At 65.0% G+C, this 16,016-nt stretch carries 13 protein-coding genes; 3 read left to right on the top strand and 10 right to left on the bottom strand.

Translation table 11 applies throughout. The features are described 5' to 3' along the window. Nucleotides 1-22: 22 nt before the first annotated feature. The 3 genes from VGH98_20495 to VGH98_20485 are packed head-to-tail and all read right to left on the bottom strand — an operon-like array spanning nucleotide 23 to nucleotide 4,969. Nucleotides 23-2,335 carry a transglycosylase SLT domain-containing protein gene (locus VGH98_20495; GenBank protein ID HEY2378370.1) on the bottom strand — a complete coding sequence of 771 codons (2,313 nt, stop codon included), beginning with the start codon at nucleotides 2,333-2,335 and terminating at the stop codon, nucleotides 23-25. Between the two features lie 15 nt (nucleotides 2,336-2,350). Next, nucleotides 2,351-4,510 (bottom strand): S9 family peptidase, encoded by a 2,160-nt coding sequence (locus VGH98_20490; GenBank protein ID HEY2378369.1) that lies wholly within the window; start codon nucleotides 4,508-4,510, stop codon nucleotides 2,351-2,353. Nucleotides 4,511-4,558: 48 nt separating this feature from the next. Then, on the bottom strand, nucleotides 4,559-4,969 hold the full coding sequence (locus tag VGH98_20485; protein ID HEY2378368.1) for a Rid family detoxifying hydrolase: 411 nt from the start codon (nucleotides 4,967-4,969) through the stop codon (nucleotides 4,559-4,561). 88 nt (nucleotides 4,970-5,057) lie between these two features. On the opposite strand from VGH98_20485, the gene VGH98_20480 reads away from it, so the two are divergent. Beyond that, the gene (locus tag VGH98_20480; protein HEY2378367.1) at nucleotides 5,058-6,185 is read left to right on the top strand and encodes an alanine racemase; all 1,128 of its coding nucleotides are present in this window, start codon (nucleotides 5,058-5,060) and stop codon (nucleotides 6,183-6,185) included. Nucleotides 6,186-6,214: 29 nt separating this feature from the next. On the opposite strand, the gene VGH98_20475 is transcribed toward VGH98_20480, so the two are convergent. Beyond that, entirely contained in the window at nucleotides 6,215-6,631 is a 417-nt protein-coding gene (locus VGH98_20475) for a hypothetical protein (protein ID HEY2378366.1), read from the bottom strand. A 195-nt stretch (nucleotides 6,632-6,826) separates the two neighbouring features. Here VGH98_20475 and VGH98_20470 point away from each other — a divergent pair, with 195 nt between their 5' ends. After that, nucleotides 6,827-7,069 (top strand): CPXCG motif-containing cysteine-rich protein, encoded by a 243-nt coding sequence (locus VGH98_20470; protein ID HEY2378365.1) that lies wholly within the window; start codon nucleotides 6,827-6,829, stop codon nucleotides 7,067-7,069. An 11-nt stretch (nucleotides 7,070-7,080) separates the two neighbouring features. On the opposite strand, the gene VGH98_20465 is transcribed toward VGH98_20470, so the two are convergent. The 4 genes from VGH98_20465 to VGH98_20450 all read right to left on the bottom strand — a co-directional run bounded on the left by VGH98_20465 (nucleotide 7,081) and on the right by VGH98_20450 (nucleotide 10,655). Then, nucleotides 7,081-7,362 carry a DUF983 domain-containing protein gene (locus VGH98_20465; GenBank protein HEY2378364.1) on the bottom strand — a complete coding sequence of 94 codons (282 nt, stop codon included), beginning with the start codon at nucleotides 7,360-7,362 and terminating at the stop codon, nucleotides 7,081-7,083. An 83-nt stretch (nucleotides 7,363-7,445) separates the two neighbouring features. Then, nucleotides 7,446-8,546 (bottom strand): HlyD family secretion protein, encoded by a 1,101-nt coding sequence (locus VGH98_20460; GenBank protein ID HEY2378363.1) that lies wholly within the window; start codon nucleotides 8,544-8,546, stop codon nucleotides 7,446-7,448. A 46-nt stretch (nucleotides 8,547-8,592) separates the two neighbouring features. Next, nucleotides 8,593-9,978 (bottom strand): TolC family protein, encoded by a 1,386-nt coding sequence (locus VGH98_20455; GenBank protein HEY2378362.1) that lies wholly within the window; start codon nucleotides 9,976-9,978, stop codon nucleotides 8,593-8,595. Next, on the bottom strand, nucleotides 9,975-10,655 hold the full coding sequence (locus tag VGH98_20450; GenBank protein ID HEY2378361.1) for a TetR/AcrR family transcriptional regulator: 681 nt from the start codon (nucleotides 10,653-10,655) through the stop codon (nucleotides 9,975-9,977). Before VGH98_20450 ends, VGH98_20455 begins: the two co-directional genes overlap by 4 nt. Nucleotides 10,656-10,826: 171 nt before the next feature. On the opposite strand from VGH98_20450, the gene VGH98_20445 reads away from it, so the two are divergent. After that, nucleotides 10,827-11,246 carry an RNA-binding S4 domain-containing protein gene (locus VGH98_20445; GenBank protein HEY2378360.1) on the top strand — a complete coding sequence of 140 codons (420 nt, stop codon included), beginning with the start codon at nucleotides 10,827-10,829 and terminating at the stop codon, nucleotides 11,244-11,246. On the opposite strand, the gene VGH98_20440 is transcribed toward VGH98_20445, so the two are convergent. Continuing rightward, nucleotides 11,243-11,926, bottom strand: a complete 684-nt coding sequence (locus VGH98_20440) for a hypothetical protein (protein HEY2378359.1) — start codon at nucleotides 11,924-11,926, stop codon at nucleotides 11,243-11,245. The genes VGH98_20445 and VGH98_20440 overlap by 4 nt on opposite strands. A 99-nt stretch (nucleotides 11,927-12,025) precedes the next feature. Then, a complete protein-coding gene (locus VGH98_20435; protein HEY2378358.1) occupies nucleotides 12,026-15,862 on the bottom strand; it encodes a carboxypeptidase regulatory-like domain-containing protein in 3,837 nt (1,278 codons plus the stop codon). Between the last annotated feature and the right edge of the window lie 154 nt (nucleotides 15,863-16,016).

Below are 16,016 nucleotides of genomic sequence, written 5' to 3'. Positions count from 1 at the left end.
CGAGCCCCTAACCCCTTTGCTCTCACCACGAGTACAGCGCGCGGTAAATCTCGGCGTTTCGTTCGACGATGCGGACGTAATCTCGCGTCTCGGTGAACGAGATGCGCTCGACGAAGATCTCCGGATCGTCGGTGCCGGACTTCGCCGCCCAGCGTGTCACGCGCGAGCCGCCCGCGTTGTATGCCGCGAGGACGCGCGCAAGGTCCTCGTACTGACGAATCGACGCCGCGAGGTGAGTCGCCCCGAGCTCGAGATTGGCGTCGGGGTCGAACAGCAGACCGGGGTCCCAGAGTGGATAGCCTAACGAGCGAGCAATCTGCTGTCCGACGGGAGGCATGACCTGCATCAAGCCACGCGCCCCGGCGACGGAGACGGCGCGCGGATTGAAGCTCGACTCCTGCCGAATGATCGCGGCGACGAGTGTCGGCTCGATCGACCGAGCCCGCGCCTGCCGCACAAGCTCGGACTGATCGATCACGGGATACGCCAGCCGATAGGCGCGCGCGTCGCGCGTACCCGCATCGATGATTTTCCAGGCGAGCTTGATCGCACGCGACGTTTGACCGTGGTCGCGGAGCGCGGCCGCTGTCGCGAGTAGCCGATCGGGCGTCGCCGCCGCCGCGCCCTCGAGCGCGTCGTACTCGAAGCGCGCCTCGGTGTCCATCCCGAGCTGCTCGAGCGCCACGATGCGACGCATCGCGCTGTCGACGGCGGGCACACGGAGAAACCGATCGACCGCCGGACCGCCGCCCGGCGGCGACCACGGCGCGAGGTTGAGCCGCTTCGCGCTCGTCGCGGCGTAGTACGACAGCGGCTCCCGGGCAATCACGTCGCGCCACGCCGCGTCGGCGCGGGTGCGGTCGCCCGCCACCAGCCAGGCGCGACCACTCCAGTATCTGGCGGCCGTGGCCTCACTCGATCGCGGATAGAGCCTAACGAGCGAATCGAACTGCACGGCGGCGGCGCGGCCGTCGCCTTTGATGTACGCGATCAGACCGACGCGGAATCGCGCGTCGTCCGCACGCGGGCTCGTCGGGTACGCGCGATACAGCGCGCGAAAAAAACCAACCGCTTCATCGTCCTTGCTGTCGTCCGTTGCGAGATCGCCAAGGAGATACAGTGCCGATGCAGCACCGGTCGTGTCGGCGCGATACTCGTCCGCCACTGCGCGCAGGGCCGTCCGTGCACCGTTGCCATTGCCGCCTAACACCATCGCGCGCCCACGCTGATACGCGGCTTCGGCCGCCAGGTTGCTCGGAGACTGCACCCGTTCCAGGACGGCGGGCGCATCGTGATACTTCCCTGCCCGGATGAGCAGCTCGCCATAATCCAGACGGTCCTTCGACGTCGCTTCCGCCGAGCCGAGACCCTTCGCGTAGCCCGCGAGCGCTCGAGCCACCGGCCCTGCCGCGTTGGCACTTCGCGCAACTGCCAGTTCCTCGTCCGGCGTCAGCGCTGGAAAGGCATGGTCGAGCACGTCGACGGCCAGTCGGGCGTCGGCCGTGCCGCCCTTTGCGCGGAGGTACCTAACGACACTGTCTCGGATCGCTGCGCGCGTGCTGCTGTCGGCCGTCGGACCAAGACGTAGACGGAAGGCACTCGCCATGGCGCCGAGTCGCTCGTACCGGACAGCCGCACCAACGAGGTCGCCGGCGCGCTCGCGCGCAAGGGCGTCCGTCCAGTCGATGCGCTCCCGGGCCGGAGCGCTGCGGATCGCCGCGAACGATCGCGTCCGCGTCACCGAGTCATTGGTGACCCCCGCGGCGCGCAGGGTGAGCCAATCCTTGATATCGCGCAACTCCAGGCTCGCTCGCTCGTACGTCGCGCGCGCGCTGTCCCGCTGGTTCAATCGGTCGAGTGCGCGCGCGAGTAGCACGAGCCGCGTCGCGCGTGCGTGCGTGTCGGTGGCGCGCCTAACGGCGGAATCGGCGTACACGGCCGCGGAGACCGTGTCGGTCCCGCGCTCCAGCGCACTGCGCGCCAGCAGATCATAGCCCGCGCCCGCGAACTGTGTTCCGAGCCACGGCTGACCCTTCAGAAGACGATCGACTTCGGTCCACCCCTCCCAACCCGCCGCCGCTCGCGCCGCAAGCATGAGCGCGGCGGGCGTTCGACGCGCCGGATCGCGCAAGACGGGCGCGAGCAGTCGTGTCGCACGCCACGCGTGACCGGCGTCGAGCGCGTGTTGTGCGGCGGTGAGCGCCGTGTCCGCGGCGATCGCGCGCACGTACGACCGGTCGTTGAGCGCGACGTCACCGCGCGCGTCCTCCGCCGAACCCTGTCGACAGGCAACGATGACCGTGAGTAAGAGACAAAGACAGACGGATCGAAACATGCGAGGAGCCGCGCCCTATCGATCGGCAGTCGCGGCGGGCCGCTCCATCAACCAGTACGCGAACCACTGTCTCAATCGTCCGAGTCGATCGACGAGGAGCCACGGCTCGCCGGAGCGAGACAGCTCGTGCGTCGAACGCGGATAGCGCACGAACTCGACGGGTGTGCCCTGCTTCTTGAGCGCCATAAACCAGAGCTCCGCGTTGCCAATCGGCGTCCGGAAATCATCTTCGGACTGAACGAGGAGTGTCGGCGTCTTCACCTTCGACACGTGCCGAATCGGCGACAATGAGTCGTACATCGCGAAGTTGTCCCATGGCTTTCCGTAGAACTCGAACTCGGTCAGACCCTGCGCGTCGGACGCGCCGTACCAGTACGTCCACTCGCTGATCATGCGATCGGCCTCGGCGGCCTTGAATCGATTCGTCCTGGTCTCCACCCACGCCGTCATGAAACCGCCGTATGAGCCGCCCGTGACGCCCATGCGCGTCGAGTCCACATCGGGCCGCTTCGCAGCGATGTCCACCGCTTTCATTAGATCTTGGTAATCTTCCGCGCCCCAACGGCCGCGCGTGCTGTAGGTGAAGTCGGCACCGTAGCCGCTCGAGCCGCGCGGATTGGTGAACAGCACGAACATGCCCGTGGCCGCGAGATTCTGAAATTCGTCGAACCAGTTCTCGCCGTATGCCGAGTGCGGGCCGCCGTGAATGTACAGAACGAGCGGATACTTTTTTCCGGGCTGATACCCGTACGGCTTCATCAGCCAGCCTTCGATCTCGAGGCCCCCAACGGACGGGTAGGTGAAGCGCTCCGCATCCGACCACGCGACCTCGGAATCGATCTTGTCGTTGAAGTGCGTGAGTTTCTTCTCATTGCTTCCATCGGCGTTGGCGACGAAGAGCTCGGTGGGGTGCGTCAGATCCGTCGCGACGAACGCGACTCTCTTGCCCGCGACGTCGAAGCTCGCTCCGTTGATGCGCCGACGACCGCCGAGAACCGGAGTCATCTTCTTCGTCGCCGGATCGACGCGAAACACGGCGCTGCTGCCGCCGACCGACGTCGTCATCGCGATGCTGCCATCGGCAAGCCAATCGATGTTTTCCGGCTCGTTGCGGAAGGCGCCGAGGATGTTCTCCGGTGTTCCACCTAACGATGACACGACATACACGCGAGCGCTCTTCGTCCGTCCGGGGCGTCCGACGAATGCGATGCGCTTGCTGTCGGGTGACCAGACGAGATCCGACTCCACGCCCATCCACGTCGCGACCCTTCGCGGCGTTCCACCGGCTATCGGAACGACGAACATGTCGACATCGTTCCGATCGACGTCGTCACGCTTCCTCTCGTACGGGAGCTGCGCGATCGAATCGCGTTCCATTTCGACGACGGAGTCCGGTCGCAGCCGTGCATCGGCAACGAACGCGACCCATTCGCCATCCGGCGAAACGACAGCGCCGCGGTGCGAGTAGCGTGTGTCGGTAATTCGGCGTTTGGGTGAGTCGTCGAACGATTGCGCCCAGATCTGCACCGGGCGCCAGCGGCGTGCCTCACGAGGACCGGCAAGAAAGCCCTGATCGTTCGACTTGTAGCGCATGTCGTACACATGCCGTCCATCGAAGCGCGCCGGATCGAGCGGCTTCGTGATGGCGCCGTAGGGCGGCCGCGCCATCACCTGCATTTTGCCGTACGGATCGTCTTGCCGTTTCGCGCTGTCGGCCGGTACGGAATCCGCTTCGCTCCACACGGCGAGGTGTCCGTCGCTCGTGACCGATGTCCCGCGTGGAAAGCTCTCCTGCTGAAAGGCCTCGCCGCCCGGTTGGTCCATGCGGAGCATCCACGTCGTCCCATGTCCGCCGGAGCGCGTCGACGTGAAGAGCAAATATCTCCCGTCCGGCGACCACCGGGGATTGCTGCTTTCGGTACTCGGCGACGTGAAGCGAACGGCGTCGCCGCCGCTCGTCGCTACGACCCAGACTTCACGATGATACTTGTTCTCGCGCTCATTGATCGACTGCACCGTGAACGCGACGCGTCCACCGTCGGGCGAGATGGCCGGCCCGCTGAGTGTCGAGAGCTTGTACCAGTCGGAGAGCGCAAAGGCGCGCTTCGTCGCTTGCTGGGCACTTAGGGCGAGCGGAGCGGTGAGAGCGGCAACTGCCGCCAGCGTCCAGCGCATGCTGTGGACTCCGTTGGGGTGGACGGGAAGATGATTGTCTGTGAGCGCTCAACGCCTGAGATGGGCCACGGCGCTGATCTCGATCAGAATTCCTCGCAGATTCGCGCCGATTGCCGTGCGTGTGGGGTAAGGCGGCCGGAACGTCTCTCTATAAATGTCGTTGAACTTGCCCCAGTCATCGACATCGGCGAGATAAACTGTCGTCGAGACGACATCATCTAGCGTGGCGCCTGCCGCGGCGAGAGCACCCTTCACATTCGCGAGCGTCTGGCGCACCTGGCTCTCGATGTCGTCGCCGGGCAAAGCGCCGGTGCGCGGATCGCGGGGCACCTGACCGGAAATGAATACGAAGTCTCCGGCGCGAACGGCTGGCGAATAGGCACCCACTGGCTTCGGCACATCGGCCGGGAGGAAGGCCGGCTGCCAGGAGCGGGGGCTTGTAGTCGTCGCATTGGCCATCGTGCACGCTCGTGTTGAAGAAGGTAGGATGAAGTGTGAGAATCTCCGACAAACATAGTCCCACCGCCACGCCCTCACCTCTGCTCCCGTGACCGACCTCTTTCCCGAGCTCGAGACGCCGCTACCGATCGTGGACCTCGACCGACTCGAGCGCAATCTCGATCGCGCCGCTCGTTATGCAGCGAGCCATAACTTGGCGCTCCGTCCGCACATCAAGACGCACAAGTCGCCACGCCTCGCCGCCGAGCAGCTCAAACGAGGTGCTGTAGGACTCACCTGCGCGACGCCGTACGAGGCGGAAGTCATGAGCGAGGTCGCGGACGACATTCTCCTCGCCTATCCGCCGGTCGGCGCGTTACGCGCGCGGCGCATCGCTGCTTTGCCCGATCACGTGCGGCTCACCGTGGCGCTCGATTCGGTGACGGCCACAGACGATCTCGCGGCGGCGGCCCGCGCCGCCGATCGCGAGATCGGTGTGTATGTCGAGCTCGATCTCGGCATGCATCGCGTTGGACTTCCCGTTGTCGACGACGCGATCGCGCTCGCGCGCCGCGTCAGGGCGGCCGCGCCGCTGCAGTTTGCAGGAATCGCGTTCTATCCCGGGAACATCCGCGAGCCAGCCGCATCGCAAGACGCGAAGCTGGACGCCTTGCGAACGGGCGTGAGCGATGCGCTCGCGCGCTTCGAGCAGGCTGGCCTCGCGGTAACCGCCGTGAGCGGCGGCTCGACACCAACGATGTGGCGAACGCACGAGCTGTCCGGGGTGACCGAGTTCCGGCCGGGCACGTACATCTTCAACGATCGAACGACCGCAGAGATCGGCACGTGTGATTGGAGCGAATGCGCACTCACGGTGCTGGCCACCGTCGTGAGCACGGCGGTTCCGGGACAGGCGGTGATCGACGCGGGAAGCAAGGCGCTTGGCCGAGAGCCACTGCGCGGCGCGGGCGCCGAAGATGGGTTCGGCTCACTCCTCGAGCATCCCGAAGTCGTCGTCAAGGGGATGTCCGAAGAGCACGGGCTGCTCGACCTGAGTCGGTCGACGTGGCGTCCGGAGGTTGGGGATCGCGTTCGGGTCATCCCCAACCATGTCTGCATCGTCGTGCATCTCAACGACGTAGTGGTCGGCGTACGGGGCGCGAACGTCGAGACGAGCTGGCCGGTCACGGCGCGCGGACGCGGTTACTCGTTAGGGACCGCCGCGAGTGTCGGCTAACCGATGATCGAGCGGCGCGGATACGCGCGTTAGGCACCGATATCCGCGGGCTGCCAAGCGGGCGATGCTGCCGGGGCCTTTCTGCTGCTCGTGCCCAATTGACGTGGCCGTCGTCGTCCGGGCGTCGGGGTCGGTGCGTCATCTCCGAAAAGCAGCACGGCATCGGGCGGTAGCGCCGCCCGCATAACGCGACCGCTCAGCGGAGTGTCGAGGCCGGCGCGCTCAGCGGCTGTGATCGCGCCCGCGCTCGCGAACAGGTAGCATCCCTGACGCGTCGAGCTGCGACTACGCGCCGGCACGTGGAACCACACGACAGCACGCTCGTCGTGGGCCCGCGGCGCCCCGCGACGCGGCACGATATGCGCCACCAACGCGTGACAAAACTCCACCGCTTGCGCTACGTCTTCGAAGTACACTGCTTGATATGCACCGATCATCGCCGACATCGTCACCATGCGAGTGCCACGCCCCCTCGATTTATAACCACTCCGGCGATCTCGATCCAGCCATCATTTGACATGGCGAGCACGACGTCTATTCGTCGCTGCAGACGAGATGGCTCGTCACTCGTTATGAAATCACGCGACGCGAAGAAACGCCTCGATGTTCGACGCGTACCCACTCGGTAACGGTACCTTCCAATGACCGATTTCTTTGACGACCTCGACGACGAGTTCCCGCTGGGCGACGGCACCGCCGACACGGCCGGGTCCGTCATCTGCCCGTACTGCGGCGAGGAGAACATGATCGCACTCGATCCCGGCAGTGGCGGTGATCAGGATTACGTCGAAGACTGTCAGGTCTGTTGCCAGCCGTGGCGTGTGCACGTGCACTACGACGCGCAAGGTTCAGCGTCGATCGCAATCGAGCCCGAAGCGTCGTGAAGTGCGACGCGTCAGCGACTCGCCCCGGGCCGGAACATGAGATCGACAGCGAGCCAGAGGGCCTTCGTCGTTGGATAAAGCACAATCGGAGCGAGGATCGCGATCGCGACGGTGATGGCCGTCAGCAGATTCCACGGCGGCTTCGGCCAGGTCGCGAGCAGTCCGGCGACGAATGCAAACATGGCAACGAGCTCGGCGGCGACGAAGTTGAGTAAATACGCGCCGTAGAAGTAGTCGCTCTCGCCACGATCCAGCTCGAGCCCGCACGACGGACATTGACGGCGCATGCGCATGAAGCTCTCCCAGACGCCGCTCGAGCCACATCGCGGACAACGGCGCCGGATGGCACGAGCGACTAACTGCTGCCCTCGGTTGCTCACCGCGTCTTCACATGCACATTCACCGACATTCCCGGTCGCAACGGCCGATCGGGCCCGAGGCCTTTCGTTATGCGAATCCTCACGGGAATGCGCTGCACGACCTTCGTGAAGTTGCCCGTTGCGTTGTCCGGCGGGAGCAAGGCGAACTTCGATCCTGTCGCCGCGGCGACGCTCTCGACGACGCCTTCCGCCGTGACTCCGCCGTAGGTGTCGACGTCAATGTCGACCGGCTGACCCACACGAATGTCGGAGAGCTGTGTTTCCTTCATGTTCGCGGTGACGAACACGCCGGTGTCAGCGACGACCGTGAGCAACGGCTGACCGGCCTGCACGAGCTGGCCGACCTCGACCTGTTTGCGCGAGACAATCCCCGGCGCCGGCGCGCGTACCTGCGTATATCCGAGCTGCAGCTGCGCATTGTCGCGCGCCGCACGCGCCGCTTTGAGTCGCGCGTCGGCGAGACGGACACCCGCTTCCGCGTTCGTCACCGACGCGCCCGCAGCCGCAGCTTGTCGCTCGAGCGCCGCGACATTCGCGTCCGCGGTCTGCACCGCGGCCTGGGCTGCGTCGAGCTGCTGCTTGGAAACGATCTGCTGCGCGACGAGCTGGCGGTATCGGTCGAGATCAGAATGCGCCTTTTGCGCGTTCGCCCGCGCTGCGTCGATCTGCGCGCCAAACGCGGCGTGCTGACTGGCAGCGTTCGCGACCTGCGCTTGCGCCTGACCGGTCGCGCCACCGCTTCCGGCCGTTGCGACTGCTGCAGCGAGATCGGCGTCCGCTTGCGCGAGACGGACCTGATACTCGGATGGATCGATCAGCACCAACATCGAATCAGAGCCGACGTGCGAGTTGTCCTCGACGGTCACCTTCTGTACGTACCCGCTGACTTTGGCGAGCACGGGAATGAGATGACCGTCCACTGCCGCGTCGTCGGTGGATTCATGAGCGCGGCCGTAGCTCCATTGCTTGAACACCCAGATGAGGCCAATGAGCACGAGAACGCCGACGATGGGCAGAATGAAGCGTCGCTTCGAGGAGCTCTTCGGCTCGGGGGTTTCGACGGGACGGATCTGCTTATCCGATACGTCCTGTTGCATCGCGGTTGCCATAGCGAGAATTCGTTTTGATTGAGCGTGTAGAAAACTAGCGAAGTTGGGTTACTGCGCCTTCGGCGTGCGCGAGCGAGACGCGCGCGACCTGCAACGACGTGAGCACATCGATGTACTGGCTGCGGGCGGCATTCAGCGTGAGGGCGGCGTTCACGACGTCGGCGTTGCCCGAGATCCCGGCGCGGAAGCGCTGTCGCGCCTGATCCACTTCCTGCTCGGCGAGACGCAGTCGCTCGCGCGACGCGCCGATGGCTTCGCGAGCAGACGCGAGATCGAGCAGCGCGCCGCGCACATCGATGGACGCTTGTTGCTCGAGGTCTTTTCGCCGGACATCGAGCTCGCGCGTCATCGCTTCCTGTTCCTGAATGCGCCCTTCGCGACGAAAGCCGTCGAAGACCGGCACCGATACTTGCACGCCCCAGGTATACGTTGGCAGTAAGCGCGTCGAGCCGGTCTTGCCGACGACACCATCGTCGCCGAATGCGCTCAGGCTCGGCAGCCGCTCGGAGCGAATGGCAGCCACGTTCTGCCGAGCGGCGAGGATCTGCTCGTCCATTGCCCGAAGATCTGGCCTGTCACGCAGCGCACGCGCCGTTGCCGTCGCTTGATCGAGCGCGAGATTGTCGGTCACGTCTGAAGACAGGGTGTCGGTCAAATCCAGCGGCGTATCGAGGCCGAGGTTGAGGCTGCGAAGCAGGTCGAGCTGCGCCTTGTCGCGATCGTTGCGCGCTGATATCAACTGATTGCGGACGCCCGCGAGCTGCGACTGCGCGCGCGTGACGTCGAGTGCAACGCCCACACCCGCCTCGAGCTGACTCTGCGCGATCGTGACCAGGTCACGCGCAAGGACGGAGTCCGCGAGGCGGGCTTTCAATTGCGCATTCGTGTGGAGCACGCGAACGTACGCGTTCGCCGCTTGCGTGGCGGCCGCATCCCCGGCGCTCGTGACATCGGCCTGCGCGGCGTTCGCCTGCGTTTTCGCCGTCCGCATTTTCTGCACGGCGCTGTAATCGATGATGTTCGTCTGCACGCGGCCGCGCAGATCGACGGTGTTCACGGGGCCGAGCACCTGGCCGTCCGGATTGAACAGTGGAGGCTGGCCGGGCGCGGTCGGCAGCGTGATGCCGAAGGTCACCGAGTTGAACGTGCGGCCGCTTTGGAGCGCGTTGCCGCTCAGCTCGGGCAGGAGCGCGGCGCGCGCCTGAGTAACGCGAGCGGCTGCCTCCGCGGCTCGTTGCTCGGCGCCCTGAACGCTATTGCTCTGGTGGGCGGCGCGGCGCGCGGCGTCGCCAAGGGTGATGCGCACGGGTTGGCCTAACGACGGCGCCGGCTCCTGGGCGACGAGCGGCGCGCCGCCAATGGCCAGCGAAGCCAGGGCGACCGCTGTGGAGCGAAGGACGGTATGATGAGGGAATTTCATTTCGATGAATGGCTTTCCCGCGCCTTTTTCGATGCCGGCGCGGGGCGAATAGCGTGGAGATAAAAGTCGAGCACTTCGTCCACGACCTGCTCGTCGGTTTTGTTCGCGGTTGCCCTGAACAGATCGCGGTGATTGCACCACATCGCGTGCATGAGCAGCATGGGGCCGAGCATACGCGCGGTGACGGCCGGATCGACATCGCGGAATTCGCCGGTGCGAACGCCACGCTCGATGATGCCGGTGACCAGGCGAAGACTGCGCTCCACGACCTCACGTCCATAGAAACGCGCTAGATCGGGAAAATTGCTCAGTTCCGCATGAATCAGCCGAAAGAGCGCGGCGAAGTTCGGCGATCTCAGAAAGCGCCAGTAGCCACGCACGAACTGCGCGAGCGTGTCGGCGGCAGACCGTTGGGCCGCCGCGGCGAGCTCTCGTTCGGCACGTTCGATTTGCGCGATGATGGTGTGACGGATGACCTCGCGAAACAGCTCTTCTTTATTGGGGAAGTAGAGATAGATCGTGCCTTTGGAGAGCCCGGCGCGTTTGGCGATGTCGTCGAGGCGGGCGGCAGCGAGGCCTCGCTCACCGAAGATTGCGAGTGCCGCATCGATGATTTGCTGCGGTCGCTCCTCGGGGAGTCGGCGCCAACGCGGTTCTTGAGAAGACGAGATCGTCATTGATTTGTGACCGACCAGTCAGTAAGCAGGCTCGGGTGTTGGGCGTTCATGCTCGTCTGGGAGAGCGACGTCGCTCGTCGATTAAATTACTTACGGGTCAGTAATATGCGCGCTTCCAGGACCGAATGCAAGGCGCACCAGGCAAGTCGACGCCCGCGTTAGCTTGGGGACATGCCGAATCCTGCGACGGATAGCGCGGGCGCCGTCCGAATCGACAAGTGGCTCTGGGCCGCGCGGTTCTTCAAAACCCGATCGCTTGCCACCGAGGCCGTGAACGGGGGCAAGGTCGAGCTCAATGGACAGCGCCCGAAGCCCTCGAAGGACGTGAAAATCGGCGATCAGCTCCGGGTGCGTGTCGGTCCGTTCATTCACGCCGTCATGGTGCGCGCGCTCTCCGATCGCCGCGGACCAGCCGCTGCGGCGGCGCTTCTTTTCGAGGAGTCCGCTGCGAGCATCGCCGAGCGCGAGCGTCTCCGTGAGCAGCATCGGTTGGCGCCCGCGATCCATCGCGACGAAGCGGGTCGGCCGACAAAGAAGGATCGACGCGCGATGTCGGCCTTCGAGGAGCGCCAGCGGCGCCGCTATCGTTAGGCTCCGTGCAGCGTATTCGCCAGGGCGAGCAGCGGCTCCCTGGAGATGCCATGGCCACCAGCGTACCGAACGAGTCGGTATGGCAGATTCGCGTCACGGAGCCGCCGCTCCTCCGCTGTCACCCGTTCGTCCGTGACGAACTGATCGCGCGAGCCCACGACGAAATGCAGCGCTGAATGGCGAAGCGGCTCGCTGTTCGTGATGTCGATTTCGGGAGGAAGCAATCCTCCCCATAAAATCACCTCCGACGGCCGGATGGCTCCGCGCGTGATCCAGCGCGCCGCCGTGGCGACTCCCTGTGAGAAGGCAAGGACGATGATTCGCGGCATCGTGCCGCGAGCCTTGAATGGCTCGAGGATAGCCGACGCGACGTCATCGAGATACGCCACGTAGTCAGCGATCTCGTGATCGCGATCCTCACGCGTCATCCACGTCGCGCCCACCGGCCGGTCCGCCGCCGGCATCGTGTCCACGCCGACGAGATAGAACCTGCTCAATGCCTCCGGTGCGACGATGAGGCGTGCGCCGTCATCGAGCGCCTCGAACACGCGTACGAATCGAGAGGCCAATTGACCGTAGCCGTGCAGCACGAGCCACAGTTGACGGCTGGAGCCGTCTGTTGGACCGAGCGTGTAATAGCGCGCTGTGCGGCGGACCGTCATGTGTCGTTCGTCAGCCATGTGCCGATCGTCTGTCCCTGCGTGATTGTCCATAAAAGGCCGGCGAGCAAAGCTCGCCGGCCAATCTGGAGCAACCGTCGTTCAATGACTACTGGCCAGCTAGGGCCGGGGCGCCCCTCTTCGCTGGAAGCCGCGCTGCAGCACTGGATTGCGGACGTCGTCGGGAAGCTTGTTCCACTGCTGCGGCGTGAGAATCGCCTGCGCGCTCTTGACCGAGGCGAGGTAATTGTTTCGAGCTTGCTGAAGTCGGGGTTGAATGTTCGGGAAGACGGACGCCAGATCGGCGCCCCCCTGCCCTTTCGCGAGCTGTTGCTCCACGTCGGCGATGAGGCTGTCATTCTTCGCGGTGAGCGAATCCGCAACCGCCTGGAGACGCGTGACCTGGTCGTCCGTGAGATCCAGCTTCAGCGAGTCCTTCAACGAGAGGATCGTTGCGACTGGATTGGGCGCGACGCGATTGACGATGGTGCGAATGTCGAAGTTCCTTCCACCGCCGCCGGCGGCACGGTTGCCGTTGATGCCGCGCAGCGTGCCCTCGAGGAGCTGGCGCTGTCGATCGGGACCGACTTGCACTCGCGCCGTCAACGCAACCTGGAATGGAGTTCTTATCGCCACGCGAGAGGCGGGATTGTCGCCGAACCGGTCGTTCACGGTGTAAATGAAGTGCTTGTCGTTTGGATCCGGATCGAAGCCCGTGACATATAAAAGCGTCGGATCGGCGCGATTCGGCTGGCCCCAACCCTTGAGATTGTCCGCGCCGTGTAGCAGCTGATCGAGTCCCGCGAGCGGATTGATCGCGCTCACGGAGATCATCAGCCGGCGTCCGAGGAACGCGCCAAGGTCGGGTCGAATGTTCGCCTGCAGGTCGATCCCGGGCGTCCAGCTTCCGATGCAACTGTTCCGCGCCGCCACCACGCCGAGCTGCTTCTCGAGGCACGCTCGCGCGTCCTTTGGCGCGTTGGCGAGTAATCGTCGCATGCCGTTCACGAGCGCACTGTCGCTCTGGATGTTCGGATCGTTGGGGTTGAAGACAAACGCGCGATCGTTGCGCGAGCCGTCGCCATTGATGTCGCTACCGATGCGCGGCGTGAAGGGTGCCCCAGACGTTAGGCGGAGGACTGAAGTGATGTCGAGCCACGGCTTGACGAGCCAGGTCGTCGTTCCAACGAAGGAGTGGCGGCGCTCGAAGTCGCTCGTGGCCCACGGGAAGATGTTCGGGTCGCCCGCAGTCGGCGGCGAGCCGAAGCCGCCCCCGGTGCCGCCGCCGCCAAAGCCGCCGGCGTTGTAGAACGAGGACTGGTCCACCGACCGCATGAATGTGTACGACAACGTCCAGATTATATCGTTAGGCGTCACGCCGTTCAGGGTGGCGGTCACCTGCCCCGTGCGCGACTCCAGTCCCGACGTGACATCGAGGACCTGCGCGTACTGCGGGTAGAGCCTCGATGAGAGAAGACTAATGGCGCCCGTCGTCGGGACGATCGCGTTCGGGTCGACGAACACCGGACGGTTCGCCTCGTCCGCGAGCATGAATTGCGGTGCTGTGTTGAGGTTGAGATCCCGCACGCTGTAGAGGTTGGTCCCCAAGGCATACGAGAAATCGATGCTCGCGCCGAGACGGGCGCTCAATCTATGACTTACACCGAGCGACGCTCGCCAGGACCGCGGCGCGCCGAAGTCGGGCTCGAAGACGGTGACATTGGGCCGCTGGGTACCGATATCAGGACCGCCTGACGCCGCGCCGTTCGCGCACGCGTCGGGAATGGTCGACGGGTCTGCTGCGTACTCTGCCCAATTCGGCACCGGAACGGCGTCACCTATGCACACCAGCTGCGACTGGCTGTTGGGCAAGCCCGTAGCCGTCAACGCCGATGCAAAGAACGGCAGTGGGAACGTGCCGCGGAATTCACCAACGCCGCCGCGCAAGATGTACGGCTGCGGGCCGATGCCACTGCCCGTGCCGCCGAAGCCCGCGGCCGCCTCGCCGCCGCCGCGGAAGCCACCACCGCCTCGACCACCACCGCCGCCGCCAAATCCGCCCTGCGGAACCTGTCCGCCAATGCCGCCACCGAGCATCCAGGTAAAGCCGACGCGCGGACTCGCGCTGACTTCCGTGGGGAACTTGTCCGTGCGTCGATCAAACAGCTCCTCGATCTCTGGGTTGTAGGCGGGATGCCCCTGGAATTCGGATGCCTCGACTCGCATGCCGTAGGTCACCTGCAACGCGCGGCTGTGCCGCCACGTGTCGCCGAGATAGATCGCGCTGTTGAGCCCGGAGCCCGTGCGCGCCGTCGGCATCAGCGACCGCGTGAACATCGCCGGCGTATTGTTTTCCAGATCGCTCAACGAGTTGAACAGGAACGTACCGTCGCTGTTGAACGCGTTCATCGACGAAAAGCTCGTTATGTTCACGAGCCCGCCGAGCTTGAAGCGATGCGCCGCATCGTCGGACAACCACGAGACTTCGTCGCTCGCCTCGAACTGACCGTTCGCGCCGTCGGTCGGCAAACCGGAGTTCCCGCCGAAGTCGAGCTGCGTCACGGCGACCGTCGTATCGCTGAACGCCGACGTCATGGTCACGCGGCCTTCCGGATCGACGAGATACGGATTCGCCGCGTTGAGATTGCGCATGTACGTCGCGCGCACCTCGTTCAGGAGGTTGCCGAATACCGACGACAATGCCAGCATGCTACCGCCGCCGCCCGAGTGCTGAATTCCACCGTGACTCGGCAATGCGAACGCCGAAGTCCGAAATGCTTCTTGCAGCGATCCCTGCCAATTGCCGCGCAACATGAGTGAATGATCATCATTCACGTGATAGTCGATGCGAACGAGCGCCGTGCCATTGTCCGATTCCCGATCGTCCGGTATCGACGGCACGGTGAGCGGGATGCCGTAGCCGTTGACGGCACTCTGAAAGCGCGATGCGGAATCGGGCTGCAGGCCCAACCGCTCGAGCGTGATGGGATCCGCGCCCGTGATCGTCTGCAGCGGATCGAGGCGTCGGCGTACCTGGAATGCGCCAAAGACGAACAGCTTGTCCGGAATGATCGGTCCGCCGACGCCTCCGCTGAGCTGATGCTGCGTGTACCCCTGCCCGAACGTCGTCGGGGTCGACTGATCCGTCGCCCATTCGAGATGCGGGTCTCGCAGCGCATAGCTGAACGAGCCGGCCCACTGATTCGTGCCGCCACGCGTCGTCGTCGCGACCTGACCACCGGTGAATTGTCCGCGCGCGACGTCATACGTGTTCGTGATGACCCGCGTCTGGCGCACCGCCTCGGTCGGGACGTTCGTGCCGCCCATGAAGCTCAAGCCGTCGAGCGTCACTTGGTTCTGGTCCGGTCGCTGGCCGGCGACAGAGAAGCCGGCGTTCGTCGAGTCGGTGCCGGTAATCGCGACGACGCCCGGCGTCAGCGCCGCGAGTGCGGCGAGATCGGTCGGATCGATCGGCAATCGCTGCAACTGTTCGCCTGTTAGCGTTCGCTCAACTGAGCCCGGTCCCGGCCGATCGCCCTGGCCCGTCGGGACGCTGCTGCGTATGACCACCGGGCCGAGCTGCGCCGCGGCGGGAGCGAGGCGCACGTCGGCGATGAGTCGGTCTTCGTCCGCCTGCCGCGCGAGCGTGAACGTGGTTGGCGCGAAGCCGAGATAACGAACGGTCATGCGGTACGAGCCGCCGCCGTCCGGAAAGAGAATCGTGTACTGTCCCTTGTCGTTCGTCGTGCGCGAACGCGTCACTCCTGTTTCGACCGACATGGCGTCGACACGGGCGCCGACAATCGGCTTGCCATCGGGCGACATGATGTGGCCCGTGATGATGTCGGTCGTGCTTCCGACTTGCGCGCGCGCGTCGCGCGACGACGACACAACGGCCACCATCGCCGCGACGATCACGAGTGCAGTGGACAACCAACGCGAACGAGACAGGTGCATAGGCATTTGCTGACGAAGTTCGAGCAGGAGTCGAGATCTCGCGTGCGAGACGTGATTCGACGTGCCGAGTTGCCGTGCTGTTAACGCTCGTCGCCGCTCAGGAGCGCGACGGGCGTCGGCGTTCTGTCGAGTAACGCGCCGAGTCCGTTCGGCG

The organism is Gemmatimonadaceae bacterium, assembly GCA_036496605.1.
In the GTDB taxonomy this organism is placed as follows: Bacteria; Gemmatimonadota; Gemmatimonadetes; order Gemmatimonadales; family Gemmatimonadaceae; genus AG2.
This window is presented reverse-complemented; position numbering and strand designations above follow the sequence as displayed.

What these genes read in the sequence shown, in the direction of transcription:
- VGH98_20490 (HEY2378369.1), bottom strand. Translation starts at nt 4,510, where the DNA reads ATGCGCTGGACGCTGGCGGCAGTTGCCGCTCTCACCGCTCCGCTCGCC.
- VGH98_20435 (HEY2378358.1), bottom strand. Translation starts at nt 15,862, where the DNA reads ATGCACCTGTCTCGTTCGCGTTGGTTGTCCACTGCACTCGTGATCGTC.
- VGH98_20440 (HEY2378359.1), bottom strand. Translation starts at nt 11,926, where the DNA reads ATGGCTGACGAACGACACATGACGGTCCGCCGCACAGCGCGCTATTAC.
- VGH98_20470 (HEY2378365.1), top strand. Translation starts at nt 6,827, where the DNA reads ATGACCGATTTCTTTGACGACCTCGACGACGAGTTCCCGCTGGGCGAC.
- VGH98_20475 (HEY2378366.1), bottom strand. Translation starts at nt 6,631, where the DNA reads ATGTCGGCGATGATCGGTGCATATCAAGCAGTGTACTTCGAAGACGTA.
- VGH98_20460 (HEY2378363.1), bottom strand. Translation starts at nt 8,546, where the DNA reads ATGCAACAGGACGTATCGGATAAGCAGATCCGTCCCGTCGAAACCCCC.
- VGH98_20485 (HEY2378368.1), bottom strand. Translation starts at nt 4,969, where the DNA reads ATGGCCAATGCGACGACTACAAGCCCCCGCTCCTGGCAGCCGGCCTTC.
- VGH98_20455 (HEY2378362.1), bottom strand. Translation starts at nt 9,978, where the DNA reads ATGAAATTCCCTCATCATACCGTCCTTCGCTCCACAGCGGTCGCCCTG.
- VGH98_20465 (HEY2378364.1), bottom strand. Translation starts at nt 7,362, where the DNA reads ATGCGCATGCGCCGTCAATGTCCGTCGTGCGGGCTCGAGCTGGATCGT.
- VGH98_20495 (HEY2378370.1), bottom strand. Translation starts at nt 2,335, where the DNA reads ATGTTTCGATCCGTCTGTCTTTGTCTCTTACTCACGGTCATCGTTGCC.
- VGH98_20450 (HEY2378361.1), bottom strand. Translation starts at nt 10,655, where the DNA reads ATGACGATCTCGTCTTCTCAAGAACCGCGTTGGCGCCGACTCCCCGAG.
- VGH98_20445 (HEY2378360.1), top strand. Translation starts at nt 10,827, where the DNA reads ATGCCGAATCCTGCGACGGATAGCGCGGGCGCCGTCCGAATCGACAAG.